Below are 11,480 nucleotides of genomic sequence, written 5' to 3' on the forward strand. Positions count from 1 at the left end.
GATGTTCGCTGTCTCGGCCTGTGCCACTGCGTGGCACCGTTTTATTAGTGGGGGCGGTCATCACGCCCTGGGCAGCTTTCAGCCTGGCTCTGGCCGACGGGGATATGGCTGCCAGCTTTTCTCTACAGATTTTTCTTCAATTAGTTTTTCTACAACTAGCGCAAATCTTAAGCACAGGTCAAATGTATTTTTTAGAATTTATAATTGGTATTAAAAATAATACATGCAAAACGTGTTCGTAAAGTTTTTCATACCGTCGAGTCGGTAGGCATACCGCCCACCCGGGGTTCCCAATAGCGTGAGCTGTCGTCGCCATTGCGCTCGAGATCGATCTGGAAACGGTAGCGGTCGGGGCGATAGAAAGCCTCCAGATGTTCGACACCCCGCCCTTTTTCATCGAACACCACGCGCGTCAGCGAAATCAGTGGCGAGCCGACCGATACCTCCAGCGCCTGGGCAAGATCGTGGCTTGCAAGCGTTGCAGAAATGGATTGAGAGGCGTGATCCACGTTGACGCCGCTGCGCTCGAGCAAAACGAACAGCGGTGTATCGGCCAGGTCCGCCTCGCTGTAGTGCAGGGCGATCTTCTCGGGCACGTGGGTGATCAGGTAGGAGAACGGATTGCCGTCCACCATGCGCACGCGTACCGAGCGCTGTGCCTTGGTGTTCGGAGCCATGCCCAGCCGCTTGGCGATCGTCTCCGGCGGCGGCGCATAGCCGAACTCCAGCAGCCGCACCTGGGAGGCCTGGCTCATCTTCACCATGTTGGGCATCAGATTCGAGACGTTCGCCGTCATCACCGTGGCCTCCAGCGGCTGCTTGAGCACCACCGTGCCCACCCCGGCCTTGCGCTCGACCAGGCCGCTCGCCTGCAGCGCCTTGATGGCGCGGCGCACGGTCACTCGCGATACGCCGTGCTGCTCGGCCAGCCTGTTCTCGCCCGGAAGCTTTCCGCCCGAGGGAAGACGGCCGCTGAGAATGGCATCCTTGAGCAGCAGATAGATGCGATGCGACTTCGTCCCTCCCACGGCCGAGGTATGTGCCTCGCTCATCCTTGTTCCCCTACGTCGTCAAAAAATTTTCCAGCGCACTTGACGCGCACCGCTTTGTAGACATAAAAATGTATCAAATTTAATACATTTAAACGACTCATCGATTCGTATACCCGTGACCAAAACGTTCGGCCGAGGACACAGCTCTGCCACGCACTGAGTAACACACATCGCGAGCATTTCGAAGCAGAAAGCGGCAACTCAGCCAAGAGGCCAGCCATGGAGAGTAACGCAAGCGAGCGGCGTGGCAGCGATAAAACGCAGGTGCGCGCGTTTCTCGCCGCCATGCAAGCGCGAGACCTGGCGAAAGCCAAACGGTTTCTGGCCGAGCGCGTTGCGCTGGAGTTTCCCGGGGCGCCTACGATGGCAAGCCTCGAGGAGGTCATCGCCTGGGCAGGCAGTCGTTACCGACACGTGAGCAAGACCCTTCACGGCGTGGATCACTGCGTCACGCCGCTTGAGTCCATCGTCATCTGCCACGGCGTGCTCGACGTGACCTGGCTGGATGACACGACGTCCACGGGCGTGCGCTTTATCGACCGCTTCGAGCTGAAAGATGGCCTGATCATCCGTCAGCAGGTCTGGAACGATCTGGCGCTTGTGCGCCCCCACCTTGCCCCTGCCGGGCACTCCCCCCTCTGAAGAGAGCCTTATGACACAAAAAACCACTTCCCCACCGAGTCTCACACGCCTGTTGCAGGATCCTTCCATCGTGGTCGCCCCCGGCGTATTCGATGCACTCGGCGCCTCGCTTGCCGAGCAGGCTGGCTTTGATACGGTCTATCTCTCCGGCGCCAGTCTCGCCTATACCCAGCTGGGGCGGCCTGATATCGGCCTTTTGAGCATCACCGAAATCTGCACCGCCATGTCGCATATTCGTGAGCGCACGAACCTTTCCGTGGTCGTGGATTGCGATACGGGCTTTGGTAACGCCATGAACGTAATGCGCAGCGTGCGCCTTCTGGAGCGCGCCGGCGCCAACGCCATTCAGCTCGAGGATCAGACCTATCCCAAGCGCTGCGGTCACCTGAAGGGCAAGACCCTGGTCTCCAGGGGCGAAATGGTCGGTAAATTGCATGCGGCACTGGATGCTCGGGAGAGTGAGGACACGCTGATCATCGGGCGTACCGATGCGCTGGGTGTGGAAGGTACCGACAGCGCTATCGAGCGCGCCCAGGCCTATTTTGAAGCCGGCGTGGACATGCTGTTCATCGAAGGCATCCGCACCGACGAGGATATCGACAAGATCATGACCCGGTTCAAGGGCAAGGTGCCGATCATGGCCAACATGGTCGAAGGTGGCGACACGCCGCTGCAAAACGCCCAGGCGCTGGAAGCGCTCGGCTTCTCGCTGGTGATCTTCCCCGGCGCGCTGGTGCGCGCGATTACCCATATGGCGAGCCGCTTCTTCGCCACGCTGAAACAGGACGGCACCACCGACGCCTTTCGCGATCAGATGCTCGATTTCAAAGAGCTCAACGATTACCTGGGCACTCAGAAAATGCTCGAACTGGGTGAGCGTTACGAAGAGCGCTAATGGCAGGCCCCGGGCGCCCGCGTCAGTCAAGACAGAGTTGGACACGGCCCCCTTCGAAAAACAATGCCTAGAAGAAAGACTTTTTCAAGAACGACGCTTTAAAAATAACCATGTCAGGAGACAGCAATGCAGACGACGGACAAGACGGCCAAAGAGATTTTTCATGACGTCATGGCTAACCCGCAGCGGGTGCCTTTTGGCTTTGGCAAGAAAGCGGTACTCGTCAACGTCGACCCGCAAAAGGCCTACACCCGCACGGATCTTTTCAAGACCGCTTACGAAACCGACCCGAAACAGCTCGAGTACACCAATCAACTGGCCCGCGGCTTTCGCGCGAAAGGCTGGCCGGTGGTCTGGACCCACGTGGCCTTTCTCGACTCCGCCGAGGATGCCGGCGTGTGGGGCACGCGCACCGACACCCCGGATTCGCTGCAGAACATCAAGTACGGCTCTGAGCGCGCCGAATTCGACGAACGCGCCGAGATCGACCACGAGCGTGACGTAATCTACACCAAGCGCATGCCCTCGGCGTTTTTCGAAACGCCGCTGCAGTCGCTTTTAGTGTGGCATCAGGTGGATACCGTGATCATCACCGGCGGCTCGACCTCGGGCTGCATTCGCGCCACCGCCGTGGAGAGCCTATCCCGCGGCTATCGCACCATCGTGCCGATGGAGTGCGTGGCCGACAAGCACGAGAGCTACCACTACGCCAACCTGACCGACCTGCACCTGAAATACGCGGACGTCATGCCGGTGGCCGACGTGCTGGCATGGCTCGAGGGCTGAGGAGCAAACCATGAAGGAATCCCTTGGCGTATACGACTACTGGGCCTATGACCAGCGTCCGAAAATCGAGTGGCCGGGTGGTGCGAAGGTCGCCTTCTGGGTCGCGCCCAATATCGAGTATTACGAGCTCGACCCGCCCCAGAATCCCAGCCGCAAACCCTGGCCACACCCACACCCGTCGGTGCCCGGCTACAGCATCCGCGACTACGGCAACCGGGTAGGCCACCAGCGCCAGATGGCGCTGCTGGACAAGTACGGCATTCGCGGCTCCGTTTCGCTGTCGACGGCGCTTTGCGAGCACCATCCGGAAATCATCCAGATGTGCAAGGAGCGCGACTGGGAGTTCTTCAGCCACGGCATCTACAACACGCGCTACACCTACGGTCTGAGCGAGGCCCAGGAGCGCGCCATGATCCGCGACAGCATGGAGACCATCCATCGCCACACCGGCCAAGCCTGCGCGGGGTATCTGGCGCCGGCGCTTTCCCACTCCGAGCGCACGCTGGATCTGTTCGCCGAAGTGGGCGAGGAGCTCTTCGGTGAGCGCGGCGGGCTCTATACCTGCGATCTCTTCCACGACGACCAGCCCACGCCGGTCAACGTGCGCTCCGGCAAGCGCTTCATTTCTGTGCCCTACTCCATGGAAATGAACGACACCATCGTTTACGCCGTGAACAAGGTCGAACCGCGCCAGTACGCCACCATGCTCAAGCGTCACTTCGACCGCCTGTACCAGGAAGGCGCCGAGTCCGGCACGGTGATGTGCATTCCCACCCACAACTACCAGGTGAGCTGCCCTCACCGCATCAAGGCCTTCGAGGAGGCGCTGGAGTACATTACCGGCCACTCCGACGTCTGGGTCACCACCGGCCGGGAAATCGCCGAGCACTACCGGGCGCACTCTTACGATGCCGCGCTTGACAGTATTCAGGCGCAGGCCGCTACCGCACCAAGGGAGGGTTGATACCATGGCACTCAACGACGACTACCTGGACTACCCGCTGCGCCGCCATGGCTACGACCACGACCGCTATGACTGGTCGATGCTCGGGGAACGCCCCCCGATTACCTGGCCCGGCGGCAAGACGCTGGCGGTATGGATCAATATTTCGCTGCAGTTCTACCCGCTCAACCAGCGCGGCGAGCCGTTCAAGGTGCCCAACGGCATGACCATGCCCTATCCGGACCTGCGCCACTTCTCGCTGCGCGATTACGGCAACCGGGTGGGCATCTATCGGGTGCTCGAGGCCTTGAAGCGATACGCCATCACGCCGACCTACGCGATCAACGCCCAGCTCGCCGAGCAGACGCCTTATCTGGTCAAGCGTCTTCAAGAGCACGGCGGCGAGTTCATCGCCCACGGCTGGAACATGGATCACCTGCACTACGGTGGCCAGCCCGTCGAGGAAGAGGCCGAGCTGGTCAAGCGCTCGGTAGACACCCTGCGCCGCTTGACCGGCCAACGCATTCGCGGCTGGCTCAGCCCGGCCAAGCACCAGAGCTTCAACACACCGGATCTTTTGACCGAAAACGGCATCGAGTACTGCGCCGACTGGGTCAACGACGAGCTGCCCTACGTTTGGAAGACCGCCTCGGGCCCGCTCACCATGATGGGGCTTTCTACCGAGATCGAGGACCAGTTCGTCATGAGCCAGAACCTCCACTCGGAAGACTCATGGGTCGCGCAGGTGAAGGATGCGTTCGATTTTCTGCTGGAGGAGTCGCGCACCGCTGGCGGGCGCCTGTTCGCCCTGAACCTTCACCCCTGGCTTGTCGGCCAGCCCCACCGCATCGCCTGCCTGGAAGAAGTGCTTGCGCATATCAGCGGACACGCTGAGGTATGGCAGGCGCCAGCGGGCGAGATTCTGGATGCCTTCACTCATGCGGAGCAGGCGTAATGGCGATCGTTCCCTACACCCACACCACTGAATTCGATGCCCACCTGCCGCTTTTGATCATCGGTGCCGGCGCCTGTGGGCTGGTGGCGGCGCTCAAGGCGCGTGAGGCGGGCATCGAGCTTGCGGTGCTGGAGCGCGATGCGCTGCCTCGCGGCAGCACTGCGATGTCACAAGGCTTCATTCCCGCCGCTGGCACGCGCTTTCAAAAGGCGCTGGAAGTCGAGGATACCCCACGCCTCATGGCCGAAGACATTCAGCGCAAGAACGGCTTCGAGGCCGATCAAGCGATCGTCGAGCGGCTGGCCGAGCAATCGGGGCCGACCGTGGAGTGGCTGGCCGACGATCACGGCGTGCCTTTTGAGCTGGTCGAAGGCTTTCTCTACCCCGGCCACCGGCGACTGCGTATGCACGCCACGCCTCGGCGCACCGGCGAGGAGCTGATGGGCGCACTTTTGAACGCCGCCGAGCGTGCCGGCGTGGATATTCTCACCCAAGCGCGGGTCGAGGACCTGCACGTGGACGAGGCCCAACGGGTGCGCGGCGTAACGATCACACGCCCGGACGGCAGTCGTGAGCGTATCGGCTGCGATGCCCTGATCCTGGCCTGCAACGGCTACGGCGGCAATGCCGAGTTGGTCAAGCGCCATATCCCGTCGCTCAAGGAGGCGCTCTACTACGGCCACGAGGGCAACCAGGGCGATGCGCTGCTCTGGGGCGAGGCGATGGGCGCAAGCACGAAGGATCTCGGCGCCTGCCAGGGCCACGGCTCGCTTGCCACTCCGCACCAGATTTTGATCAGCTGGGCACTGATGATGCAGGGCGGCATGCAGGTCAACGTGCTGGGTGAGCGCTTCTCCAACGAACACGGCGGCTACTCCGAGCAGGCCGCCAACGTCCTCGCCCAGCCCGAGGGCGTTGCCTGGAATATTTTCGACGGCCGTATTCATGAAAACGCGCTTGAATTCGAGGATTACCGTAACGCCTTCGAGGCCGGCGCGATACGCGCTTTCGACACGCTAGATGCCATGGCCAATTGCCTCGACCTGCCGCTCGCCGCGCTGGAGACGGCCGTCGACGACATGCATCGCCACGCCCGAACGCAGACACCGGACACGTTCGGCCGCGTTTTCGAGCCCGCCAACCTGCTGTCACCGCCTTACTACGCCGTCCGCGTGACCGGGGCGCTGTTTCATACCCAGGGCGGACTCGAAGTGAATACCCAGGCACGAGTGCTGGATACCCAAGGCCGGATGCTGCCCAACCTGTTCGCCGGCGGCGGCGCAGCGCGGGGCGTTTCCGGCGCCGGCGATAGCGGCTATCTCTCGGGCAACGGTCTATTGAGCGCCGTCGTGCTGGGCGCCGTCGCCGGACAAAGCGCGGCGGCGCTTTTACAGGCCACCGAACACGAGGCCTGATAGCGGGCGTTGATGCGGCAGGCATCGAGGCTTTTGCCAAGGCGCTGATTTCGTGGTTTGCTGGCACGCCCTAACGCGCCACCACGAGAATCACTCATGTTTCATCTGCTGATTTCACTGCCCTGCCTGATCGTGATTCTCCGGGTACTGGCGCCGCTCCCGTGGCCGCGCTGGAGCAAAATAACGCTCTCGGCGCTGCTGCTGCTCGTCTCACAACATCACCTTCTAACCCAGCTCGCCTTTGGCAGCATGTTCTCGCCGGAGGTGCCGCGCGCGGTGGTGCTGCTCGTCAATACGCTGTTTGGGGCGATGCTCTTTCTGGCACTGATGCAGCTCGCGGTCGATGTGGTCACCCTGGTGCTGGCGCTGATCAAACGGCGCCGTCTCGGTATCCCCGGCGCGCTTCGTTACGCGCTCAGCCTGGTGGCGCTGGGGGTGGCCGCCTTCGCCGTGAGCCAGGCGGCGCGTGTGCCACCGCTCAAGGAGGTCGATATCGCCATCGACGGGCTGCCAGAGGCGTTCGAGGGCTATGAGATCGTGCATCTGACCGACCTGCACATCAGCCGGCTGTTCCAGGTGGGCTGGGTGGAGGACGTGGTCGAGAAAACCAACGCGCTCGGGGCGGACGTCATCCTGATCACCGGCGACCTGATCGACGGCACCTTGCAAGCGCGCCGTGACGATGTCGCCCCGCTTGCCTCGCTTTCAGCCCTCGACGGCGTATTCGTCAGTTCCGGCAATCACGAGTACTACTTTGGCGCCAACGAGTGGATGGCGCACTACCAGACGCTCGGTATGCAAGCACTCGCCAACGAACACACGGTGATCGAACGCGGCGACGCCGCGCTGGTACTGGCCGGGGTCAACGATGCGTCTGCCGCCGGGCACGGCTATACGGGGCCGGACGTGACCCAAGCGCTCGAAGGCGCGCCGGCAGGCGCCCCGGTCATCCTGCTCGACCACCAGCCGCGCAACGCGCGCAATACGGCTGCCCGGGGCGTCGATCTGCAGCTTTCCGGCCACACCCACGGCGGCATGATGGTGGGGTTCGACCGGCTCGTGGCGCGTGCCAATGAAGGCTTTGTGTCAGGCAAATACGAACTCGACGGCATGACGCTCTACCTCAACAGCGGCACCGCGCTCTGGCCCGGTTTCGCCCTACGTTTGGGCAAGCCGTCGGAGCTTACGCGTATCACGCTGCACGCGCAGTAGCCACTCGAGCAAGCGCTAGCTCCAGCTCCCCTCACCCAGCGCGTCGAGCGGAATTTTCAGATAGCGCTTGCCGTTGGCTTCCGGCTCGGGCAGGCGCCCGCCCAGGGTATTGACCTGGAGTGCGTGGAGAATCAGCCTGGGCATGGGCAGTTCGCTGTCACGCTGTTGGCGAAACGCGACGTACTGCGCCTCGCCTTGACCCGCCAAATGAGGGTTATGCTCGCGCTGCTCGGCCACGCTGCTTTGCCAGGCCGGGGCGCGACCGCCCGGGCAATAGTCGTGACCGGTGAACAGCCGAGTCTCGTCGGGCAGACTCAGAATCTGTTGAATGGAGTACCACAGCGCGCGGGCGTCGCCGCCGGGAAAATCCGCCCGGGCGGTACCGAAATCCGGCTGAAAAAGCGTGTCGTGAACGAACGCCGCGTCGCCCACCACGTAGGTGATCGAGGCCAGCGTATGGCCCGGCGAGTGCATGACCCGCGCCGTTAGCTCACCGATTTGGAACGTATCGCCGTCGGCAAAGAGCCAATCCCACTGACGCCCGTCTGCGGGCATCTCCGGCCAGTGATAGATCTTCTTCCACAGCGCCTGCACTTTCGTGACGTGCTCGCCGATCGCGGTCGGCGCGCCGGTCTTTCCCTTTAAATACTGCGCCGCGGAGAAGTGATCCGCGTGGGGGTGAGTATCCAGAATCCACTCGACGTGAAGCGCATGTTTGGCCACGTAATCGAGCAGCTCATCGGCATGGTGGGTGGCGGTAGCGCCGGATTTCTCGTCGAAATCCAGCACCGGGTCGATGATCGCGCAGGCCTTCGTGGCCGGGTCGCTGACGACGTATTGAACGCTACCGGTGCGCGGGTCGTAAAAGCCCGCCACCTCCGGCTGGCCCTCAAAAGCGGCGGGTGAATGCTGAAACGTGTTCATGCGGGCTCCTGTCAGGCAAAGGATGGTGGCCAAGCGCGTGGGGATCAAAACGCCTTTTCGAGCGCGAAGCGCGGCTGCTGCTGGCCTTGCACCTCAACGGTTTCGATAAACATCTCGAGTGGGCGCACCCACAGGCCGTACTCGCCGTAAAGCGCCCGGTAGACCACCAGCGGCTCCTCGGTTTCGCTGTGCTGCGCGGTGCCGAGTACTTCGTAAAGTGCGCCTTTATAGTGGCGGTAGATGCCGGGAGCGGGCGAGTTCATGGGGCGTTCTCTCCGGGTGGTGTGTTGACGTCGAGACGGGCGTTTTTGGCCAGCCGTTCGAGCACTTTCGAGGCGGCCACGAAGCCGAAGGTGCCGGTGACGAAGGTGGCGGCGCCAAATCCCGAGGCGCAATCCAGTCGGGTGGCGTCGCCGCTGCCGGGCTTTTGCAGGCAGACTTCGCCGTCAGCGCCCGGGTAGACGAGCTGCTCGTCAGAGTAGACGCAGGCCACCGAGAAGCGCCGCTTGGGGTTACGTGAGAAGCCGAAATCCCGGCGCAGGCGCGCGCGCACCCTGGCGAGCAGCGGGTCGTGTTCGGTGCGGGTGAGATCGGCGACCTGAATACGGGTGGGGTCGGTCTGCCCGCCGGCCGCTCCGGTGACGATGATCGGAAGCTTTCGCCGCTTGCACCAGGCAATCAGCGCGGCCTTGGCGATCACGCTGTCGATCGCATCCACCACGTAATCGGCACGCTCGGGAATGCGTTCAGCAAGGTTCGTCGGCGTTACAAACGCGGTATCGGCGATGATCTCGATATTGGGGTTGATCAAGCGACAGCGCTCGGCCAGCACCTCGACCTTGGGCCGGCCGATGGTGCCATCGAGGGCGTGCAGCTGGCGATTGACGTTGGAAACGCACACATCGTCGAGATCGATCAGCGTGAGCGTGCCGATACCGGAGCGCGCCAGCGCCTCCGCCGCCCAGCTGCCTACCCCACCAACGCCCACCACGACCACGTGGGCGCGGCGAAAGGCATCGGCCGCGCGCTGACCGTAAAGGCGGCGAATGCCGCCAAAACGGAAATCGTAGTCAGAAGCGTCGTCCGAAGCAGGGGCGATGGAGGCGTCAATGGACATGCAGGGCTCTCTGTAATGAACGGGTCAGGGCGGAGTATCGGCGATGGGCGTGACGGGGGCGGTGCGCACGCGGTCCCGCGGCAGGTGCCCCGCCCAGCCAAGGCGCTCGAACAGCGCCGCCATCGCCGGCTCCAGCGCGCAGTCGATGCACAGCCGCAGCGGCTGGCAAGGATGATCGAAACAGAGCTGGGTGGCGGCGAGCAACAGCCCCGGCGCGCCGAGCTCATCGGCGAAAAAACGGTTGTGTACGCTCTTGCCGTGCTTGGCATCGCCAATGATGGGATAGCCCCGGCGCGACAGGTGCCGGCGAATCTGGTGGCGCCGCCCAGTGAGCGGCCTGGCCTGCACCAGCGAGTAGCGCGCCACCGGGTAGCGGTCCACCTGCACCGGAAGCTCCACACTGTCGAGACGCTGGATGTCGGTGCGCGCCTTGAGCGCGGGCATTTCGGCCTTGGGGCGGCTGCCGTCCTCTTCGCGCAGCGGGTAGTCGAGCGTCTCCTCGAAGGGCGCCTTGCCGCGCACGACCGCCAGATAGCGCTTTTCGACCTCGCGCTCGTTGAACGCCAGGCTTAGCTTGCTGGCGGCGTCGGAAGAGAGCGCCATGACCATCACGCCGGATGTCGGCCGGTCCAGCCGGTGAACCGGGTAAACCCGCTGGCCCAGCTGGTCGCGCAGCGTCTGTAGCAGGAAGGTGGTTTCGCCCCGGGCGAGCTTGGAGCGGTGCACCAAAAGCCCGGCGGGCTTGTGCACCGCCACCAGATGCGCGTCCTGATAAAGAATGCGTAGCGCCGCCATGGCCTTCCCCGCGAAAAAAGTGGCGCCATTGTCGCGGCTTCACCGGCGGTTGTCACTAGTGCTCGTCGTTGGCGTCCGCGCGCTTGAGAAGCTACCTTTCATATACCCCGTTTCGGGGCTTCCACGGAACAGGAAAGGAGAGACGACATGCGTTTAGTGACCCCCTTGACCGGTATCGCCGCCGCGCTTTTGCTGGCAACGACCGCCCAGGCCCAGACCAACGATACGGACACCGACAGTAACTCAGGCGGAACGCTGGAAGTGAACATGCACGACGTCACCGCTGAAGGCGTTCAGGACGCCACAGGTACGGTGACCATCGAAAGCTCCGAATTCGGTGGCGTCATGCTCACGCCCTCCCTTACCGGGCTCGAGCCCGGCGTGTACGGCTTCCACCTGCACCAGAACCCAAGCTGCGAACCCGCCGAAAATGACGATGGCGAGATGACCGCTGCTCAGAGCGCCGGCGGCCACTACGACCCGGAAAGCACCGAGACCCACCAGGGCCCCTATGGTGACGGCCACCTGGGCGATTTGCCGGTGCTGACGGTGAACGAGGATGGCGAAGCCAACCTGCCGGTACTCGCGCCGCGCCTGAGCATGGACGACATGACCGACCGTGCCCTGATCATCCATGAAGGCGGCGACACCTATGAAGACGAGCCGCATCTGGGCGGCGGCGGCGCGCGCATGCTGTGTGGCGTCACCCCAGCCGCTTTTTGATCGAAAGCGACCCGCGCCTGG

General features: G+C 63.0%; 13 protein-coding genes. 8 read left to right on the forward strand and 5 right to left on the reverse strand.

The genetic code is table 11. The annotated features are described in order from the left end of the window. Positions 1-248: 248 nt before the first annotated feature. Positions 249-1,052: a GntR family transcriptional regulator gene (locus OCT39_RS13780; RefSeq protein ID WP_263585032.1), complete on the reverse strand. Its 804-nt coding sequence runs from the start codon at positions 1,050-1,052 to the stop codon at positions 249-251. 219 nt (positions 1,053-1,271) lie between these two features. On the opposite strand from OCT39_RS13780, the gene OCT39_RS13785 reads away from it, so the two are divergent. The 7 genes from OCT39_RS13785 to OCT39_RS13815 all read left to right on the forward strand — a co-directional run bounded on the left by OCT39_RS13785 (position 1,272) and on the right by OCT39_RS13815 (position 7,900). Then, the gene (locus OCT39_RS13785) at positions 1,272-1,694 is read left to right on the forward strand and encodes a nuclear transport factor 2 family protein (protein WP_263585033.1); all 423 of its coding nucleotides are present in this window, start codon (positions 1,272-1,274) and stop codon (positions 1,692-1,694) included. Positions 1,695-1,704: 10 nt separating this feature from the next. Further along, entirely contained in the window at positions 1,705-2,589 is an 885-nt protein-coding gene (locus tag OCT39_RS13790; RefSeq protein ID WP_263585034.1) for an isocitrate lyase/PEP mutase family protein, read from the forward strand. A gap of 126 nt (positions 2,590-2,715) precedes the next feature. Further along, positions 2,716-3,375 (forward strand): isochorismatase family protein, encoded by a 660-nt coding sequence (locus OCT39_RS13795; protein WP_263585035.1) that lies wholly within the window; start codon positions 2,716-2,718, stop codon positions 3,373-3,375. Between the two features lie 10 nt (positions 3,376-3,385). Then, on the forward strand, positions 3,386-4,339 hold the full coding sequence (locus tag OCT39_RS13800; RefSeq protein WP_263585036.1) for a polysaccharide deacetylase family protein: 954 nt from the start codon (positions 3,386-3,388) through the stop codon (positions 4,337-4,339). A 4-nt stretch (positions 4,340-4,343) separates the two neighbouring features. Then, the gene (locus OCT39_RS13805) at positions 4,344-5,273 is read left to right on the forward strand and encodes a polysaccharide deacetylase family protein (protein WP_263585037.1); all 930 of its coding nucleotides are present in this window, start codon (positions 4,344-4,346) and stop codon (positions 5,271-5,273) included. Continuing rightward, positions 5,273-6,688, forward strand: coding sequence for an FAD-dependent oxidoreductase (locus OCT39_RS13810; protein WP_263585038.1), 1,416 nt, complete (start codon positions 5,273-5,275; stop codon positions 6,686-6,688). The genes OCT39_RS13805 and OCT39_RS13810 overlap by 1 nt, the downstream gene beginning before the upstream one ends. A gap of 96 nt (positions 6,689-6,784) precedes the next feature. Then, entirely contained in the window at positions 6,785-7,900 is a 1,116-nt protein-coding gene (locus OCT39_RS13815; RefSeq protein ID WP_263585039.1) for a metallophosphoesterase, read from the forward strand. Between the two features lie 15 nt (positions 7,901-7,915). Here OCT39_RS13815 and OCT39_RS13820 read toward each other — a convergent pair whose 3' ends face one another. Genes OCT39_RS13820 through OCT39_RS13835 form a run of 4 tightly spaced genes read right to left on the reverse strand, consistent with a single transcriptional unit; the run spans position 7,916 to position 10,736 of the window. Beyond that, on the reverse strand, positions 7,916-8,824 hold the full coding sequence (locus OCT39_RS13820; RefSeq protein ID WP_263585040.1) for an MBL fold metallo-hydrolase: 909 nt from the start codon (positions 8,822-8,824) through the stop codon (positions 7,916-7,918). A 44-nt stretch (positions 8,825-8,868) separates the two neighbouring features. Further along, a complete protein-coding gene (locus OCT39_RS13825; RefSeq protein WP_263585041.1) occupies positions 8,869-9,087 on the reverse strand; it encodes a DUF1653 domain-containing protein in 219 nt (72 codons plus the stop codon). After that, a complete protein-coding gene (gene tcdA / locus OCT39_RS13830; RefSeq protein ID WP_263585042.1) occupies positions 9,084-9,941 on the reverse strand; it encodes a tRNA cyclic N6-threonylcarbamoyladenosine(37) synthase TcdA in 858 nt (285 codons plus the stop codon). The genes OCT39_RS13825 and tcdA overlap by 4 nt, the downstream gene beginning before the upstream one ends. A 24-nt stretch (positions 9,942-9,965) precedes the next feature. Continuing rightward, positions 9,966-10,736 (reverse strand): pseudouridine synthase, encoded by a 771-nt coding sequence (locus tag OCT39_RS13835; RefSeq protein ID WP_263585043.1) that lies wholly within the window; start codon positions 10,734-10,736, stop codon positions 9,966-9,968. 147 nt (positions 10,737-10,883) lie between these two features. On the opposite strand from OCT39_RS13835, the gene sodC reads away from it, so the two are divergent. Then, positions 10,884-11,459 (forward strand): superoxide dismutase [Cu-Zn] SodC, encoded by a 576-nt coding sequence (gene sodC / locus OCT39_RS13840; RefSeq protein ID WP_263585044.1) that lies wholly within the window; start codon positions 10,884-10,886, stop codon positions 11,457-11,459. The last annotated feature ends 21 nt before the right edge of the window (positions 11,460-11,480 follow it).

It is taken from the genome of Halomonas sp. GD1P12 (assembly GCF_025725645.1).
Lineage (GTDB): Bacteria > Pseudomonadota > Gammaproteobacteria > Pseudomonadales > Halomonadaceae > Vreelandella.

Coding starts and splice junctions, on each gene's coding strand:
- OCT39_RS13780 (WP_263585032.1), bottom strand. CDS start 1,052: ATGAGCGAGGCACATACCTCGGCCGTGGGAGGGACGAAGTCGCATCGC.
- OCT39_RS13785 (WP_263585033.1), top strand. CDS start 1,272: ATGGAGAGTAACGCAAGCGAGCGGCGTGGCAGCGATAAAACGCAGGTG.
- OCT39_RS13790 (WP_263585034.1), top strand. CDS start 1,705: ATGACACAAAAAACCACTTCCCCACCGAGTCTCACACGCCTGTTGCAG.
- OCT39_RS13795 (WP_263585035.1), top strand. CDS start 2,716: ATGCAGACGACGGACAAGACGGCCAAAGAGATTTTTCATGACGTCATG.
- OCT39_RS13800 (WP_263585036.1), top strand. CDS start 3,386: ATGAAGGAATCCCTTGGCGTATACGACTACTGGGCCTATGACCAGCGT.
- OCT39_RS13805 (WP_263585037.1), top strand. CDS start 4,344: ATGGCACTCAACGACGACTACCTGGACTACCCGCTGCGCCGCCATGGC.
- OCT39_RS13810 (WP_263585038.1), top strand. CDS start 5,273: ATGGCGATCGTTCCCTACACCCACACCACTGAATTCGATGCCCACCTG.
- OCT39_RS13815 (WP_263585039.1), top strand. CDS start 6,785: ATGTTTCATCTGCTGATTTCACTGCCCTGCCTGATCGTGATTCTCCGG.
- OCT39_RS13820 (WP_263585040.1), bottom strand. CDS start 8,824: ATGAACACGTTTCAGCATTCACCCGCCGCTTTTGAGGGCCAGCCGGAG.
- OCT39_RS13825 (WP_263585041.1), bottom strand. CDS start 9,087: ATGAACTCGCCCGCTCCCGGCATCTACCGCCACTATAAAGGCGCACTT.
- tcdA (WP_263585042.1), bottom strand. CDS start 9,941: ATGTCCATTGACGCCTCCATCGCCCCTGCTTCGGACGACGCTTCTGAC.
- OCT39_RS13835 (WP_263585043.1), bottom strand. CDS start 10,736: ATGGCGGCGCTACGCATTCTTTATCAGGACGCGCATCTGGTGGCGGTG.
- sodC (WP_263585044.1), top strand. CDS start 10,884: ATGCGTTTAGTGACCCCCTTGACCGGTATCGCCGCCGCGCTTTTGCTG.